The sequence below is a fragment of the Streptomyces sp. NPDC090442 genome, from assembly GCF_044769405.1.
In the GTDB taxonomy this organism is placed as follows: Bacteria; Actinomycetota; Actinomycetes; order Streptomycetales; family Streptomycetaceae; genus Streptomyces.
In genome coordinates, this window is record NZ_JBIVXW010000007.1 from 154,010 (window position 1) to 170,242 (window position 16,233).

General features: G+C 74.8%; 11 protein-coding genes. 6 read left to right on the plus strand and 5 right to left on the minus strand.

The annotated features are described in order from the left end of the window. Nucleotides 1-30 precede the first annotated feature (30 nt). From ACIQU6_RS08055 to ACIQU6_RS08065, 3 genes are all read left to right on the plus strand, one after another. Nucleotides 31-903, plus strand: coding sequence for a hypothetical protein (locus tag ACIQU6_RS08055; RefSeq protein ID WP_403480777.1), 873 nt, complete (start codon nucleotides 31-33; stop codon nucleotides 901-903). Nucleotides 904-1,036: 133 nt separating this feature from the next. Next, the gene (locus ACIQU6_RS08060; protein WP_403480778.1) at nucleotides 1,037-3,475 is read left to right on the plus strand and encodes a Tex family protein; all 2,439 of its coding nucleotides are present in this window, start codon (nucleotides 1,037-1,039) and stop codon (nucleotides 3,473-3,475) included. 437 nt (nucleotides 3,476-3,912) lie between these two features. Beyond that, nucleotides 3,913-5,154, plus strand: a complete 1,242-nt coding sequence (locus tag ACIQU6_RS08065) for a Cmx/CmrA family chloramphenicol efflux MFS transporter (RefSeq protein WP_403480779.1) — start codon at nucleotides 3,913-3,915, stop codon at nucleotides 5,152-5,154. 127 nt (nucleotides 5,155-5,281) lie between these two features. On the opposite strand, the gene ACIQU6_RS08070 is transcribed toward ACIQU6_RS08065, so the two are convergent. After that, on the minus strand, nucleotides 5,282-7,225 hold the full coding sequence (locus tag ACIQU6_RS08070) for an FUSC family protein (RefSeq protein ID WP_403480780.1): 1,944 nt from the start codon (nucleotides 7,223-7,225) through the stop codon (nucleotides 5,282-5,284). 259 nt (nucleotides 7,226-7,484) lie between these two features. Between ACIQU6_RS08070 and ACIQU6_RS08075 the strand changes: the two genes are divergently transcribed. Beyond that, nucleotides 7,485-8,480, plus strand: a complete 996-nt coding sequence (locus ACIQU6_RS08075; RefSeq protein WP_403480781.1) for an FAD-dependent oxidoreductase — start codon at nucleotides 7,485-7,487, stop codon at nucleotides 8,478-8,480. 13 nt (nucleotides 8,481-8,493) lie between these two features. On the opposite strand, the gene ACIQU6_RS08080 is transcribed toward ACIQU6_RS08075, so the two are convergent. Together ACIQU6_RS08080 and ACIQU6_RS08085 are read right to left on the minus strand one after the other, a co-directional pair. Then, nucleotides 8,494-9,822 (minus strand): M14 family zinc carboxypeptidase, encoded by a 1,329-nt coding sequence (locus ACIQU6_RS08080; protein WP_403480782.1) that lies wholly within the window; start codon nucleotides 9,820-9,822, stop codon nucleotides 8,494-8,496. Between the two features lie 85 nt (nucleotides 9,823-9,907). After that, on the minus strand, nucleotides 9,908-11,869 hold the full coding sequence (locus ACIQU6_RS08085) for a Xaa-Pro dipeptidyl-peptidase (protein WP_403480783.1): 1,962 nt from the start codon (nucleotides 11,867-11,869) through the stop codon (nucleotides 9,908-9,910). A 164-nt stretch (nucleotides 11,870-12,033) separates the two neighbouring features. On the opposite strand from ACIQU6_RS08085, the gene ACIQU6_RS08090 reads away from it, so the two are divergent. Further along, on the plus strand, nucleotides 12,034-13,521 hold the full coding sequence (locus ACIQU6_RS08090) for a M1 family metallopeptidase (protein WP_403480784.1): 1,488 nt from the start codon (nucleotides 12,034-12,036) through the stop codon (nucleotides 13,519-13,521). Nucleotides 13,522-13,608: 87 nt separating this feature from the next. Here ACIQU6_RS08090 and ACIQU6_RS08095 read toward each other — a convergent pair whose 3' ends face one another. Together ACIQU6_RS08095 and ACIQU6_RS08100 are read right to left on the minus strand one after the other, a co-directional pair. After that, nucleotides 13,609-14,484 (minus strand): oxygenase MpaB family protein, encoded by an 876-nt coding sequence (locus ACIQU6_RS08095; RefSeq protein ID WP_403480785.1) that lies wholly within the window; start codon nucleotides 14,482-14,484, stop codon nucleotides 13,609-13,611. An 11-nt stretch (nucleotides 14,485-14,495) separates the two neighbouring features. Next, nucleotides 14,496-15,413: an oxygenase MpaB family protein gene (locus ACIQU6_RS08100; protein ID WP_403480786.1), complete on the minus strand. Its 918-nt coding sequence runs from the start codon at nucleotides 15,411-15,413 to the stop codon at nucleotides 14,496-14,498. 109 nt (nucleotides 15,414-15,522) lie between these two features. On the opposite strand from ACIQU6_RS08100, the gene ACIQU6_RS08105 reads away from it, so the two are divergent. Further along, nucleotides 15,523-16,143 (plus strand): DUF6230 family protein, encoded by a 621-nt coding sequence (locus ACIQU6_RS08105; RefSeq protein WP_403480787.1) that lies wholly within the window; start codon nucleotides 15,523-15,525, stop codon nucleotides 16,141-16,143. Nucleotides 16,144-16,233: the final 90 nt, after the last annotated feature.

Consider the following 16,233-nt stretch of genomic DNA (forward strand, 5'->3'; position numbering starts at 1 on the left):
GACATACCAACGGGTCGGTAACCTGCTCGCATGACCTCTTCCAGCGCACTGCCCGAACGGGCCGGACGGCACTGTCACAACGCCCTCAACCCCTTCCACTCCGCGCACTACTTCGCCCCCGAACTCGCCGCCGGGATCGCCGGGTTGGGCGTTCCCGAGGGGCGCGCCGGGTACTTCGCCACCCGGAGCGCAGCGATGGGCGCGGTGGGCCCCGGGACGGTGGCCGCGACCTTCTTCTCCTTCAAGCCCGCGCTGATCGCGGAGCACCTCCCGCAGGTCTGGACGGTGACCACGCCGGCGGCCGTCCTGGACGCCCGGCTGCGCGCGGTGGACGCCTCGCTGCGCCGGCAGCTCGGCGACGCCGTGGTGGAGTCGCCGGAGATGGCGGAGGCGGCCGGGCTGGCGCTGCGCGCCACCGAGGGCTGCGCCCCGCACGCGCGGCCGCTGTACGCCGCGCACGCCGACCTGCCGGTGCCCGACGCCCCGCACCTCGCCTACTGGCACGCCGCGTCGCTGCTGCGCGAACACCGTGGCGACGGCCACCTGATGACGCTGCTGGACGCCGAACTGGACCCGGTGGAGGCGCTGGTCACGCACACCGCCAGCGGGCGCGGGATGAGCTACCGCGGCATCCTGGCGACCCGCGGCTGGACGCCGGAGGAGCTGACCGCCGCACAGGAACGGCTGCGCGTACGGGGCCTGCTGGCCGCCGAGCACGAGCTGACCGAGGCCGGGGTGGCGCTGCGCAAGGACCTGGAGCGGGCGACGGACCGGCTGGACCGGGCGCCGTACGAGCACCTGGGGGCGGCGGGCGTGGCCCGACTGACCGAGCTGGCGGCCGGGTTCACCGCGCGCCTGATGGAGGCCGGGGCGTTCCCGCAGCAGTTGTTCAGCGACGAGTAGTGCGTGGTGAGCGCCGGGGCGCGTGCGACTTCTCACACCCCGGCGCTCCCGGCCGGGCGGTGCGACAGCCCGGGCCGCCAACCGGCACAATGCAGGCTTCAAGGCAAGTCGCTGGAAGGCGGGCAGGATCAACGTGACGGCAGCCACTGAGCCCATCGGGGCGCTCGGGTCCATCGAAGCGAGGATCGCCGACGAGCTCGGCGTCAGGGAGCGGCAGGTGAAGGCCGCGGTCGAACTGCTCGACGGCGGCTCGACCGTCCCGTTCATCGCGCGCTACCGCAAGGAAGCGACCGAGATGCTCGACGACGCGCAGTTGCGCTCCCTGGAGGAGCGGCTGCGCTACCTGCGGGAGTTGGAGGAGCGGCGGAGTGCCGTCCTGGAGTCCGTGCGGTCCCAGGGCAAGCTGGACGCCGCCCTGGAGGCGCAGATCCGCGGGGCGGAGTCCAAGGCCCGGCTTGAGGACATCTACCTGCCGTTCAAGCCCAAGCGGCGCACCAAGGCACAGATCGCCCGCGAGGCGGGGCTCACGCCGCTGGCCGACGGGCTGTTGGACGACCCGTCGGTGGAACCGGCCGCGGCCGCCGCGGCGTTCGTGGACGCGGACAAGGGCGTGGCCGATCCGGCCGCGGCCCTGGAGGGCGCGCGGGCGATCCTCACCGAGCGGTTCAGCGAGGACGCGGACCTGATCGGCGAGTTGCGCGAGCGGATGTGGACGCGCGGCCGGGTCGCGGCGAAGGTGCGGGCCGGCAAGGAGGAGGAGGAGGGCGCCAAGTTCGCCGACTACTTCGACTTCGCCGAGCCGTTCACCGAGTTGCCCTCGCACCGGGTGCTGGCGATGCTGCGCGGCGAGAAGGAGGAGGTCCTCGACCTCAACCTGGAGCCGGAGGACCCGGCGGAGGCCGCCGAGGGCCCCAGCTCCTACGAGCGGTCGATCGCGCACCGCTTCGCCATCGTCGACCGCGGCCGGCCGGCCGACAAGTGGCTCCAGGACACGGTCCGTTGGGCCTGGCGCACCCGCGTCCAGGTACACCTCGGGATCGACCTGCGGCTGCGGCTGCGGCAGGCCGCCGAGGACGAGGCGGTCCGGGTCTTCGCCGCGAACCTGCGCGACCTGCTGCTGGCGGCGCCCGCCGGGACGCGCGCCACGATGGGCCTGGACCCCGGTTTCCGCACGGGCGTGAAGGTCGCCGTGGTGGACGCGACCGGCAAGGTGGCGGCGACCGAGACGATCTACCCGCACGTGCCGCAGCAGAAGTGGGACGCGGCGCTGGCCACCCTGGCGCGGCTGGCCCGGGAGCACCGGGTCGAGCTGATCGCGATCGGCAACGGCACCGCCTCCCGGGAGACCGACAAGCTGGCGACCGAACTGATCGCCGCACAGCCGGAGCTGAAGCTGACGAAGGTGATGGTCTCCGAGGCCGGCGCCTCGGTCTACTCGGCCTCCGCGTTCGCCTCCCAGGAGCTGCCGGACCTGGACGTGTCGCTGCGCGGCGCGGTGTCCATCGCCCGTCGCCTCCAGGACCCGCTGGCCGAACTGGTCAAGATCGACCCCAAGTCGATCGGGGTCGGTCAGTACCAGCACGACCTGGCCGAGACCAAGTTGTCGCGCTCGCTTGACGCGGTGGTCGAGGACTGTGTCAACGGCGTCGGCGTGGACGTCAACACCGCCTCCGCGCCGCTGCTCGCCCGGGTCTCCGGCATCAGCTCGGGCCTGGCCGAGAACATCGTCACCCACCGGGACGGCAACGGCCCGTTCCGCTCCCGCAAGGCGCTCAAGGACGTGCCGCGGCTGGGCCCCAAGGCGTACGAGCAGTGCGCGGGGTTCCTGCGGATCCGGGACGGCGACGACCCGTTGGACGCCTCCAGCGTGCACCCGGAGGCGTATCCGGTGGTGCGGCGGATGGTGAAGTCGGCGGGCAGCGAGGTGGGTTCGCTGATCGGCAACACGACGGTGCTGCGCTCGCTGCGGCCGGACGACTTCGTGGACGACTCCTTCGGCCTGCCGACGGTGACCGACATCCTCCAGGAGCTGGAGAAGCCGGGCCGGGACCCGCGTCCCGAGTTCCGCACCGCGACGTTCAAGGACGGCGTGGAGAAGATCGGCGACCTGCAGTCGGGGATGGTCCTGGAGGGCGTGGTGACCAACGTCGCCGCCTTCGGGGCGTTCGTGGACGTCGGCGTCCACCAGGACGGCCTGGTGCACGTGTCGGCGATGTCGAAGAACTTCGTCAAGGACCCGCGGGACGTGGTCAAGCCCGGCGACATCGTCCGGGTCAAGGTGCTCGACGTCGACATCCCGCGCAAGCGGATCTCGTTGACCCTGCGGCTGGATGACGAGCCCGCCAAGGGCGCGCCGGCCGGTGGCGGCGAGCGGCGCGCCGGCGGTGGCGCCGGCGGCGGGGGCCGGGGACCGCGCGAGGGCGGCCGGGGCGGCGCGCCGCGGCAGCGGCAGGGCGGCGGCCAGCGGGGCGGCGAGCGCCGCGGTGGCGGCCGGGACGCCGGGCCGGTCAACGACGCGATGGCGGACGCGCTGCGGCGGGCCGGGCTGCTGAACGACAAGAAGGGGCGCTGACGTTCGGCGACCTCACCGTGCGGCAGCGGGACGGCCTCCCGCTGCCGCGCGGTGTCGTCGCCGGGCCGGTGCGCGCGTCGCGGCCGTACGCGGAGAAAGCCGTGGACGCGGGCCGGGGCGCGCGGTTAGCCTGCGGATCATGTCCAGCCCCGAGTCCTCAAGACGCTAGCCACCGGGCGTCGTCCGGTGGCTCCTCACGTTGCCGTTCCGCGGCCGCGGTGCCGACCCTTCGGGCTGCCGCCGTGCCGGCGGGCGCCGTTGCGCGCCGCCACGTAGAGGTCCTCACCCACCACCGGGCCGCCCGTACCGGGCAGGTCTTGTCATCGCGGTAGCCGGGGCTGCCGCTTCCCTCACCGGTCGTTCCGCGCACCGTCGGTCCCGCCGACGGTGCCCCGCGGTCCGGGCCGGTCCACGGTGTGGTTGCGGAGATCTTGTCGATGCCATTCGTTCTCTACGTGCTCGCGCTGGCGGTTTTCGCGCAGGGCACGTCCGAGTTCATGCTGTCCGGGCTGATCCCGGACATCGCCGCCGAACTGGCGGTGTCCATCCCGGCCGCGGGCGCGCTGACGTCGGCGTTCGCGGTCGGGATGGTGGTAGGGGCGCCGCTGATGGCGCTGCTGAGCCGGCGCTGGCCGCGGCGGCGCGCGCTGCTGGTCTTCCTGGTCGCCTTCCTGTCGGTCCATGTCGTCGGCGCGGTGACCACCAGCTTCGCGGTGCTGTTGGCCACCCGCGTGGTGGCGGCGCTGGCCAACGCCGGCTTCCTGGCGATGGCGTTGGCGACCGCGGCCGCGGTGGTCGCGCCCGACGCCAAGGGGCGGGCGACCTCCGTCCTGTTGGGCGGCACGACGCTGGCCTGTATCGCGGGCGTTCCGGCGGGTGCCGTGTTGGGGCAGGAGTGGGGCTGGCGCGCCGCGTTCTGGGCGGTGGCCGCGGTGTCGGTGCCGGCGGTCGTCGCGCTGGTGCGGTCGCTGCCGGGCGGGACGGGTGTTCCGGACGGTGCCGACGGTGCGGCCGGATCCGGTGCGGGCGTCGCGGTGCCGGACGCGCGCGGTGAGCTGCGGGCGCTGCGCCGCCCGCGGCTGCTGGTGGCCCTGCTGCTGGGCGCGCTGGTCAACGGCGCCACCTTCTGCACCTTCACCTACCTCGCGCCGCTGGTCACCGACGTCACCGGGTTCGGGGCGGCCGGGGTGCCGGTGGTGCTGGCGCTGTTCGGGCTCGGCTCGTTCGTCGGCGTCACGGCCGGCGGGCGACTGGCGGACCGGCGGCCCCGGCCGGTGCTCGCGGTCGGCGGCGCGGCACTGCTCGCGGGCTGGGCGGCGTTCGCGCTGGCGGCCGGCGATGCGGTGGCCGCGGTCGTGCTGGTCTTCGTCCAGGGGGCGCTGTCGTTCGCGGTCGGCTCCACCCTGATCGCGCGGGTGCTCTACGCGGCGGCCGAAGCGCCCACGCTGGGCGGCGGTTTCGCGACCGCGGCGCTCAACGTGGGCGCGGCGGCCGGCCCCTGGCTGGGCGGCGTCGCGCTCGCCGCGGGCTTCGGCTACCGCGCCCCGCTCTGGGTCAGCGCCCTGCTGGTGACGGCCGCGCTGGCGCTCGGCGGGGCGGCGGAGGCGGTCCGGGCCCGCCGGCGGGCCACCGAGGGCCCGGCCGAGGGCGCAACGGGGGTGTCGGCGGGAACTCCGTAGCCGATCCCGTGAGTCCGCCGACGATCCGGATCCCGTGTGGGAGAGGCCCAACGCCCCTCCCCCGCCGCCCCGTTGGGACGACGTGCGGCCGCCCCGCTCGCCGTACGCGGGGCGGCCGCCCGTCCCCTCAGTGGGCGCCGGCGTACTCCCGGAGCCGTTCCAGTTCGGTGGCGACGGCGGTGAGGGTGGCGCAGTCCGGGATGGGGCGGAGGGCCGGGGGCGGGGTGCCGGACGGGCGGCGGTGCGGGTCCTCCAGCGCGTCGGCCATGGCGGCCAGGGCGCGACCAAGGCGCTCGGCCTCCTCCGGGCTCGGGCGGTGGGCGCCGCGGTCGAGGCGGACCGCGCAGGCGGTGGCGGCGTCGACGATGCGCTCCACGGCGGTGACGATGGCCAGCCAGTCGGGGTCGGCGGCGCGGGCCGTGCGGAACTCCGCGGCGGCGGTCTCGGCGGCCGCCCGGGCCTGGGCCAGCGTCCGGTAGGCGTCCCGGCGCAGCGCCAGCCGCCGGGCGGGATCGGTCTCGTCGGGCCGCGGCTCCAGGACGTGGCGCAGGAAGCGTTCGGTGCTGCGCAGGGCCTCCGTGACGCGTGGGCCGACGCGACGGCGCGGGTCGGCGAGGCGCGGGAGGTGGCCGACGACGAGCACGATCGCGCAGGCGAGGGAGGTGTCGACGATCCGTTCGCCGGCGGCCTGAGGTGCGCCGCCGACGTACACGAAGGACAGCACCATCAGCGTGATCGCGCCGGTCTGGAGCGCGAAGTGCCGGGTGGCGAACGGCAGCAGCGCGCCGGCCGCGCCGGCGATCAGGGCGGGCCACCAGCCGCCGGGGAACAGCAGCCCGGCGGCGGCGAAGACCAGGACGCCGGCCGCGGTGCCGGCGAAGCGGTTGACCGTACGCGAGAACAGCGGGCCGAGGTCCGGCTTGACGAGGAAGGTGACGGTCGCCGGGAGCCAGTACCAGTGCTCGGCGCGGAGCAGCAGGGCCGCGGCGGTGCTGGTGCCGATGCAGAGGGCGACCCGCAGCCCGTAGTCCCGGGCGGCCGGGCCGAGGGCGCGGCGGGCGCGCGCCGGCCGGGCGGGCGGGGCGTCGACGCCGGGCGCGGGCCGCGGCTCCGGCCGTTCCCTGGCGAACGCGACGGCGGCGTCCAGCAGCGCGTGGTCGAAGGCGCCGCGGGCGGCGGAGCTGTTCTCCGGGGCGGAGAGCCGGCCCGGTGGCCGGCCGGTGCGCAGCGCGTCGGCGAACCGGCGAGGGCTCGCGGCGACCCGGGGCGTAAGCGGCCGGGCCTCCCACAGCAGCGCGACGCTGGCCTCGCAGAGCGCGGTGGCGGCGGCGAACCGCTCGGCGAGCAGCAGTTCCTCGGTGCGGGCGGGGCGGCACAGCAGGCGACTGGTGAGGCGGCGCAGCCGCAGGGCCTCGTCGGCGCGGTCCAGGGCGGCGGTGAGGCGGCGCCGGGCCGGCTCCGCACCGGGACCGCCGACCGCCGCCAGGGCGTCGGCGAGCGCGTCGAAGACCGCGGCGACGGCGGCCCGTTCGCCGTTGAGCGGACCGCCGGCGGGGCGCGGTGTCCGCAGCACGAGGCGGAGCAGGAGCAGCCAGAGGCAGCCGGCGAGGACGCACAGCGCCTTCGCCCAGGGCGCCCCGGGCAGCGGCATGCCGGCGCCGAGGACGGTGGCGGCGAGCATCTGCATCCCGGCGGTGGAGCGCACCGGTCCGGCGAGGCTGCCGGCGCCGGAGACGAAGCCGACCACGGCCAGCGCCGGCACCACCCACCACCCCGCGTCGGCCGCCCGGAGCGAGGCCCCCATCAGCATGCCGAGCGCGGAGGCCAGCGCGGGCAGGCCGATGTGGACGATGCCGGTGCGCCGGGTGCCGGGGCGGTCGTTGACGCCGGCCAGCATCGAGCCGAGGGCGGTCAGCACGCCGGGCGCCGGGTGGCCGGTGGCCAGTCCCGCGCCGAGCAGCGGTCCCGCGCAGAGCGCACCCCGGACCACCGCCGCCCACGGCACGGGCAGCCGCTGCCAGCGGAAGGGGTGGGCGAGCCAGGCGGGCAGGGCGCGCCGGTGGCGGGGCATGGGGCTCCTCGGGCGATGGCGGGCGTACGGGATACGGGGCGCGGCCACGGGTGGTCGCGGGCGGATCCGAGGGGCGTCATCGGCCGACGGTGCCGGGGCCCGGCCGGCGGCGCGGCGCGGGCCGGGCCTTCGGGGGCCCTACCAGCGTACTTTCCGTTTCCGTCCGGTTCGCTGCCGGAGGGTTACGTGTACGTCACACCCGGACAAGATCCAGGCGACGGGGGCAGGGCACGGATGCGGAACCCGAGGAGGCGCGGAGATGACCGAGGAGCGGGCGGTGGCCCCGGAGATAAGCGTGGTCGGCGGCGGGGTGATCGGGCTGAGCTCGGCGATCGTGCTCGCCGAGGCCGGCCATCGGGTCCGGGTGCTGGCCCGGGGCGGGGCCGGCGGGACGACCTCGGCGGTGGCCGGCGGCCTGTGCTGGCCGTACCGGATCCGGCCGTACGACGAGGCGGTCCGGTGGTCGCTGCGCTCGCTGGAGGTGTTCACCGGGCTCGCGGGGCGGCCGGCGGAGACCGGGGCGCGGCTGGTGGCGGGGATCCAGGCGGACGCCGGGGGCGACGCCCCCGAGGAGGGCCTGGAAGCCTGGTACGCGGCGGTGCCGGGGCTGCGGCGGGCGCGCGCCGAGGAGCTGCCGCCGGGCTGCGCCGCGGGGTGGCGGGCCCGCACGCCGCTGGTGGAGATGCCGGTGTACCTGCGGTATCTGGAGCGGCGGTTGGCGGCGGCCGGCGGGACGGTGGTGGCGCGGCCGGTGGCGTCGCTGGCGGAGGCGGCCGAGGGCGCCCGGGCGGTGGTGAACTGCTCCGGGCTGGGCGCCCGCGAGCTGGTGCCGGACGCCGAAGTGCACCCGGTCCAGGGCCAGTTGGTGATCGTGGAGAACCCGGGCGTGACGGAGTGGTTCAGCGCCGCCGACGCGGGGTCGGCGGACACCACGTACCTGCTCCCGCACCCCTACGGCCTGGTGCTGGGCGGGACGGCGCGGGAGGGCGCCTGGTCGCGGGAGCCCGACCCGGCGGTGGCGGAGGCGATCGTGGCGCGCTGCGCCCGGTACGTCCCCGAGGTGGCGCGGGCCCGCGTGCTGGCGCACCGGGTGGGGCTGCGGCCGGCCCGCCCGGCGGTGCGGCTGGCGGCCGAACGGCTGCCGGACGGGACGGTGTGCGTGCACAACTACGGGCACGGGGGCGCCGGGGTGACGGTGTCCTGGGGGTGCGCGGACGAGGTGCTGCGGCTGGTGCGCGCGGAGCTGGCGGGCTGAACCCGCCGCCGGCTCAGCGGTCGAGCGGTGTACCGGCCACGAGGTGGCCGTCGGCCCGCCCGTCGAGCAGCAACGGGACCAGCGCGCGCAGGGGTTGGCGCAGCGGCACGGTGACGCCGCCGTCACCGCCGTCCGGTCGCCAGCCCACCCCGTGCGCCGCGAGGACCGCGCGGACCCGGGCGAACTGCGCGGCGTCCAGCCGGTAGGCGCGCGGCGGGCGGGTCAACACCCGGTCCGGGGCCGGGGGTTCGTTGTCGGCGCCGCCGAGGTAGACCGGGCCGCGGTCGGCCAGGCCGGCGGCCCGGGCCGCGGTGGTGGCCGTCTCGATGCGTCCGCGCTCCCGGTCGAGGAAGGCGAACAGGCCCTTCAGGGCGGCGCGTTGGGCGGCCACCCGGCGGCGGTTGCCGCCCGCCGGGTCGGCCGGCCCGACGGTGAGCCGCTGGCCGTCGGCGCGGGTCTCCACGAGCAGCGCGACGGAGCCCTTGATGCCGGCGGTGTTGCGCAGGATGCGCTCCTGGCCGTCGCCGGCGACCTGCTTGACGGGGGCACCGGTCACCGGGTCGGTCCAGATGCCGTAGACGCCGGTGCTGAAGCCGGCCCGTTGGGCGGCGGGGGCGACGAAGTAGCGGGACAGCGTGGTGGAGGCGCGGTGGACGGGGGCCGCGGTGTTGCGGTTGCGCGGCCACAGGGAGAGCAGGTCGCGGTCGTACCAGGGCGGCTTGGGGGTGTATTCGTGCAGGTCGTAGACGGTGTCGGGGCGGTAGTCGCGGAGCACCGCGGCGATCGCCCGGGCCTCGGGGGTGGCCAGTGCGAGGTGGTCGCGGTTGAGGTCGGTGCGGTCGGCGTTGCCGCGGGTGTCGGCGGCCCGGCCGTCGGGGTTGGCGGTGGGGACGACCAGGACGCTGGTGTGCGCGAGGAGGCGGGTGGTGGCCGGGTCGGTGGCGCGGGCGAGGTCGCGGACGGTGCTCAGGCAGGCTTCCCGGCCGGCGGGTTCGTCGCCGTGTTGGGAGCAGACCAGCAGCACGGAGTTGCCGCGGCGGACGGCGGCGGGGTCCTCGGGGGTCGGGGCGCCGATCCGGACGAGCCGTAGCGGGCGGCCCTGGACGGTGCTGCCGATCCGGTCGACGCGGACCCGCGGGGAGGCCCGGTCCACGGCGGCCAGGAACGCGGTCTCCTCCGGACCACTGGTCCAGCGGGCGCCGTGACTGGTCTCGAATCCCGTGCGTGGTAGGGGCGTTGGGGCGGTGGGCGCGGGCGGGAACGGGGCGAACGCGACGGTGCCGGCGGCCGCCAGGGCGCCGAGGGCGAGGCCGCGGGGGCGGGGTGCGCGCAGGGGTGCCACGGGGTGCCTTTCGTGGGTCGGCGGGTGGTGGGGCCGCCCCGTACCCGCGGAGCGGCCCCTGGTCGTGCGATCGCCCTCGGTTTCCCTACGGCAGTCGGCTGAGCGGCGCCGGCGGGGCGATGCCGTCGCCGGGCCGGACCGGGTGGCCGGCCGTCGGAGAGCCCGCGGTGGCCCGGGCGAGGGCCGGGGCGCCGCCGGTCAGCGGGAGGCGGGCGGTGGTGCGGGGCAGGTCGAGGGTGAGGGTGGGCTGGGAGGCGGGCGGGTCGATCAGGTCCTTGTCGGTGCCGGCGACGATGAGCGCGAGCCGGTGGCCGGCGGGCACGATGTGGTCGCTGGCGGCGAGTTGGACGGTGAGGGTGTAGGGCTTGCCGGGGGTGAGCGGGTGGCCGTGCCGCGGGTCGGTGGCGTGGCCGAGGTCGGCCCAGCCGCGGCTGAAGACGGTGAAGCCGACCTTGCGGGTGTCGGCGGCGGTGTCCTTGAAACAGCCGGTGTCGCCGGTGGTGCCGGCGCCCCAGCAGCTCGTGGTGGTGCGGGTGACGATGCCCTCGCCGTCGCCGGCGTAGTTGCGGATGGTGTCCGGGCCGAGGTCGACGAGGACGGCGGAGAGGCGGGCGCTGGTGGTGCTGGGGGTGGCGGTGACGGTCACCGTGCCGGCGCCGGAGAGCCGCAGCGGGGCGGTCAACGGGCCGGTGGTGAAGCCCGTCTTGGCCGGGGTGGCCCGGTCGACGGCGCCGGCCCAGTCGGCCTCGCCCAGCTTGGGGTCGTCGGTGAAGGCGGCGGTCTGGCCGGCCGGGGTGGGGCGGGTGCCGAGCGCGCCGACGCCGGCGGTGGTGCCGTTGCGCGGGTGCAGGGTGACCGCCGCGGTGCCGGCGGCGGGCCAACGGGCGTCCGTGGCCCAGGAGTCGGGGGCGCGCTCGATGTCGGCCACGGGGGCGCGGTCGATGCCGTTGGCGTAGCCCATCAGGTAGTGGTCGAACCACTGGTGGAGGGTGCGCACCCAGTCGGCGCGGCGGTAGTCGAAGGGGTCGACGTGGCCGGTCTGGGAGAGCCAGATCTTGCGCTGGACGCCGTGCCGGGCGAGCGCGTCCCACCACTGGCCGAAGTGCTTGGTGCGGACGTTGAGGTCCTGCATGCCGTGGACGAGGAAGACGCTGGCGCGGACCTTGTCGGCGTTGCGGACGTAGTCCCGCTCGGTCCACAGGTCGGTCCAGTCGCCGTTGCGCGGGGCGCCCTTGACCAGTTTCTGTTGGACGGCGGCGCAGTTCTTGTGGGCGGCGGGGCTCTCGACGGCGCCGGCCAGGCCGTCGGGGCCGGAGTCGTAGAGCGGGGCGCCCTGTTGGAAGTAGTAGTCGTACCAGGAGGAGATGCCGGAGATCGGGACGATGGTCTTCAGGCCCGGGACGCCGGTGGCGGCGACGCCGTTGGCGATGGTGGCGTCCCAACTCTTGCCGATCATCCCGGTGTTGCCGTTGGACCAGTCCGCGGTGACGGCTCTGCCTCCGGAGCGGGCGGTGTAGCCGCGGGCCCGGCCGTTCAACCAGTCGACGACGGCCTTGGCGGACTGGACGTCGGAGCGGCCGCCGACGTCGACGCAGCCGTCGGAGCGGTTGGTGCCGGCCAGGTCGACGAGGACGGTCGCATAGCCGCGGGGCACGAAGTAGTTGTCGTAGAAGAGCGGGAACTGGACCGGACGGCCCTGGGCGTCATAGGTCTTCTTCTGGCTGTCGTTACCGCGCCCGCAGCAGGAGTAGTAGGGGCTGGCATCCATGATCACCGGGACCTTGTGGTCCTGCCTGGCGGGCTCGGAGGGCCGGATGATGTCGGCGGCGACCCGGTCGGGGTGCCCCTTGCCGTCGCCGTCGATGCCGGTGTCCACCCAGACCGTCTCGCGGATGGCGTGGGCGTAGGAGTAGACGGGGGTGCTCTCCCCGGGCGCGCGGGCCGCGGACGCCGCCCCGGGGGCGGCGAGCAGCGCGAGGAGGGCGAGGACGGCGGTCAGGACGAGGGATTTCCAAGGGGGGTGGGGGGTTGCTCTGCGTATCGTCACGGGCGGACGGTAGCGCGGGTCAACTCCCGTGCAGAAGGGGGCGTTACGGGGTGCGTGTCGATGAGATGTCGGTCATGTGTCAGATGTGGCCATGGACATGACGCGGTGCTCGATGCGTACATAAGCTCCGGAAGAGTTCCACCCCCCTACGAGTTGGAGGACTCGTGCGTCACAGACTCCTGGTGCCGGGTGCGGCGGCGCTCAGCCTGATGCTGGCGATCCCGGCGTCGGCGGCCGACTTCACGCCCGGCGCCCCCGGCGTGGGCGACAGCTACTACCCCGAGAGCGGCAACGGCGGGTACCGCGTCTCCCACTACGACCTGCGGCTGAAGTACCAGCCGAAGACGGACCTGTTGGAGGGCACCGCGACCCTGCTCGCCAAGACCACCCAGGACCTCTCCCGCTTCAACCTGGACTTCGGCCTGAAGGTCAGCGAGGTCCGGGTCAACGGCAAGAAGGCCGCCTTCGCCACCTCCGGCAAACACGAGCTGGAGGTCACTCCGCCCGCGGGGCTGGAGAAGGGCAAGGACATCAGCGTGGTGGTCCGCTACGCGGGCAAGCCCTCGGAGTTGAAGATCGACGGCTTCACCGCCTGGGCGCGCACGCCGGACGGCGGGGTGGTGGCACAGGAGCCGGACTCGGCGGTGTGGTGGTTCCCCAGCAACGACCACCCCAGCAACAAGGCGACGTACGACATCTCCATCGCCGTGCCGGACGGCACCCAGGCGCTGAGCAACGGCGTACTGGCGTCCAAGACCTCCAAGTTGGGCTGGACGCGCTACAACTGGCGCTCGGACAAGCCGCAGGCGACGTATCTGACGACGCTGGCGGTCGGCAAGTTCGACATCACCACGGACACCACCGCCGACGGCACCCCGGTGATCAACGCGGTCAGCCCGGACCTGGGCGCCAACCTGGGGTCGGCGCGGGCCAGCATCGAGCGCACCACCGAGGTCACCGAGTGGCTGGAGAGCGTCTTCGGCCCGTACCCGTTCAACTCGGTCGGCGGCTACGTCCCCAACGTCCCCGCGCACTACGCGCTGGAGACCCAGACCCGCCCCTTCTACGGCAAGCAGGCATTCGACAAGGGGACGAACGTCTCGGTCGTGGTGCACGAGTTGGCGCACCAGTGGTACGGCGACAGCGTGTCGCTGAAGGACTGGAAGGACATCTGGATCAACGAGGGCTTCGCCGCGTACAGCCAGTGGCTGTGGTCGGAGAAGGAGGGCGAGGGCACCGCCCAGCAGTTGGCGGACTACGTATACGCCCAACACCCGGCCGACGACCCGTTCTGGACGGTGAAGCCGGGCGACCCGGGCGCGGACAAGCAGTTCGACTCGGCGGTCTACGACCGCGGTGCGCTGGCTCTCCAGGCGCTCCGTGTCAAGCTGGGCGACAAGGTCTTCTTCGGCCTGCTGAAGTCCTGGCCGACCGAGCACCGGTACGGCAACGCCTCCGTCGGCGACTTCGTGAAGTTCGCCGAGCAGAAGTCCGGCAAGCCGCTGGCGGACTTCTTCGACACCTGGCTGTTCCAACCGACCAAGCCGCAAACCGGCGCGGGCGCCCGGGCGTTCGTCGCGCGGGGCCCGGTGGCCCAGCCCAAGTCCTGGAAGCAGATCGCGGCCACCCACGCCGTGCACGACGGTCACTGACGCGGGCGGCGGGCTTCAGTCGGGTGCGGCCCTACTGAAGCCCGGACGCTTCCGGGACCCGGCCGGCCCCGGTCCGTCCGACAGGCCCTAGCGACGGGCCGCCCGGTACTCCCGGCGGGCCCGTCGCGCGGCCGGCAGGAACCGCACCCGCTCCGGCAGCACCGGTACCACCAGCCGCACCACCAGGCCCAGTCGGCGCAGTCGGCGCTCCTGGGCGTCGGTCCACGGCAGGCCGATGGCGTGCCGGGCGTCCGGCGGCATCAGTCCGATGGTCAGGAAGCGGCGGAAGCGGAGGAAGCCCGGCCGGAGCGCCGGCCAGGTCAGCCGGAGCAGCAGCCGCAGCCACCGGGGGCCGCGGTCGGGCACCGGTACCGGCTGGTCGGTGGCGATCAACTCCCGTACCACCACGGTCTGTTCGATCTCGGTGTCGAGGACCTTGCGGTAGTAGGGCCAGAACTCCTCGATGGTCGCCGGCATGTCCCGGTCGTGGATGCCGAGGATCCGGCCGACCCGGAGCCACTCCGCGTAGAGCTGCCGCTCCTGGGCGGGGGTGAAGGGGCGGCCGAGGTAGCGCTGGGCGTGCCGGAAGACGGGGAAGCCAGTGGCGTGCACCCAGGAGAAGTAGGCGGGGGTGAGCGCGTGGTACGGGCGGCCGTGCGCGTCGGTGCCCTGGATGGTCCGGTGCAGCCTCCGCAGCCGCCGCCCCTCCTCGGCCGCGGCCGGACCGCCGTACACCCACAGCTGGTACGAGGCGAGGGACCGTTCGCCGCGGCCCCAGGGGTCGGTGCGGAAGACCGAGTGGTCGTCGACGCCCGCGCCCACCGCGGGGTGGGCGACCTGGAGGGCCAGCGCGGCGGGCAGGGTCAGCAGGGTCCGGACGTCCCCGACGAGCGACCAGAGCACGCCGCCGGGCGGCGGGGGTGCGGGATCGGGGTGTTCGGGCGTCTTTCGTACCGTGTTCATACCGTTACTCATCATACGGCGGCACCCAGCGGCCGGCGGGTCCGTGGGTCGGTGCCGGGCCGGTGGGTGGCCCAGTAGGCCAGGAAGAGCGTGGGGGCGATCCGCAGCGGCGGCGGCACCGGCGCCATCAGGCACCGCACCACCCGGGCGAACCTCCGCAGCCGCCGCCGCTGCCGGTCGCTCCAGGCGAGCCCGAACCGCTCGCGCAGGGCGGGCGGCAGCGTGCCGACGGTGACCAGCAGCGCGTAGTGGGCGGCGAGCGCGGCGAGCGGTCGCCAGAGCGCGGCCGGCACCCACCACACCGGCGGCTTCTGCGGCCGGGCCAGCTCCGCCAGCACGTCGCGCACCGAGTCGTTGAGCTCCAGCCGCTCGGCCACCACGCCGTCGTAGTAGGCGCAGAACGACGCCCAGTCGGGCGGCAGATGGTGGTCCTTGAGGCCCCAGACCCGGCCGACGTCGCGCATCTCGCGGTAGTACTCCTCGGTCTGCGCCGGCGTCAGGCCCCGACCGAAGAGCCCCAGCGCCTCGACCGGGCCGCGGACGAGGGTGGCGTGCACCCAGTGGTACGCCTCCGGGTGCAGTGCGTGGTAGCGGCGGCCCTGTGCGTCGACGCCCTTCATCTCCCGGTGCACGTCGATCAGTCGCCGGGCCTCGGCGGTGGCCGCGGCCTGTCCGCCGTAGATCACCGTGCTCAGCGAGCCGACCGTGCGGAGCAGCCGCTGCCAGGGTTCGGTGCGGAAGTCGGAGTGGTCGGCGACGCCGGCGCCGACGACGGGGTGCGCGACCTGGAGCAACAGGAGTTGAGGCGACGTCAGAAGCGCCCGGATGTCGCCGAAGTGGCGCCAGGCGACGCCGCCGCGGCGGGGCGCCCGGACCCGCGCGGGGACCTGTTCCGTCCGGCGCTCGAAGGGGGTGTCGGCTGTCGTCACGGCGTCCCTCCCGCTCGTTGCTGAATGCGTGTCAGCAGTGTTGACGCGGCCCGTGAAACAAGTCAATAGTCCTTGTAACATTGACTCACTCCATCGGGAGGTTCCCGAAATGGCCGCGAGAGCACGTGAGTTGAGCCCCGAGGGCCGGACGCACTGGAAGCGCACCGCCGTGCTGCTGCTGCCGGGCGTGGCCTGTGTGGGGGCGGTGGTGATCGCCCTGGCGCAGGGGGCGATGGCGGCCTCCTTCGCGGTGTCCGGCAAGAACTTCAAGGTCTCCGCCGACGAGATCACCGGCCGGGGGATCTCCAGCTTCCCCTCGTCGCTCGGCGGCTCGGACGGCACCGGCCACGCGGTGCTGCTGGCCGGCATCAGGTCCGGTACGGCAAGGGGCGTCTGCCTGTCGATGAAGCAGCGACTGCCGCTGGTCGGCGAGGTGTCGCTGCTGGTCCGCTCGGGCGGCGACCGACCCGTGCGCGGCGAGGACCTCGTCGTCAACGCCGACGCGCTGACCAGCAGCGGCGGCCGGGTGACCGGCGTCCAGGCGGGCCGGGACGCGTCAACCCTCACCGGGGCGCCGGGCGTCAGCGGGCCGCGGGGCCTGTTCGGCGTCCAGGCGGGCACCGCGGTGGCCCACGACGTGACGAGCACCGCCTGGGCCTCCAACGGCGGGTCGCTCACCCTCGACAGGGTCGAGATCGAGCTCAGCCACACCGGCAAAGAGTGCTACTAGGGCGCTTCTGACGGATCTCCGTGGAGGAAGGAGCGGCGTCTGGTGCGTGCGATCGCAAGGCGCCGGGATGTCTTCATAGCGGAGCTATGG

Coding starts and splice junctions, on each gene's coding strand:
- ACIQU6_RS08055 (WP_403480777.1), top strand. CDS start 31: ATGACCTCTTCCAGCGCACTGCCCGAACGGGCCGGACGGCACTGTCAC.
- ACIQU6_RS08065 (WP_403480779.1), top strand. CDS start 3,913: ATGCCATTCGTTCTCTACGTGCTCGCGCTGGCGGTTTTCGCGCAGGGC.
- ACIQU6_RS08070 (WP_403480780.1), bottom strand. CDS start 7,225: ATGCCCCGCCACCGGCGCGCCCTGCCCGCCTGGCTCGCCCACCCCTTC.
- ACIQU6_RS08075 (WP_403480781.1), top strand. CDS start 7,485: ATGACCGAGGAGCGGGCGGTGGCCCCGGAGATAAGCGTGGTCGGCGGC.
- ACIQU6_RS08095 (WP_403480785.1), bottom strand. CDS start 14,484: ATGAACACGGTACGAAAGACGCCCGAACACCCCGATCCCGCACCCCCG.
- ACIQU6_RS08105 (WP_403480787.1), top strand. CDS start 15,523: ATGGCCGCGAGAGCACGTGAGTTGAGCCCCGAGGGCCGGACGCACTGG.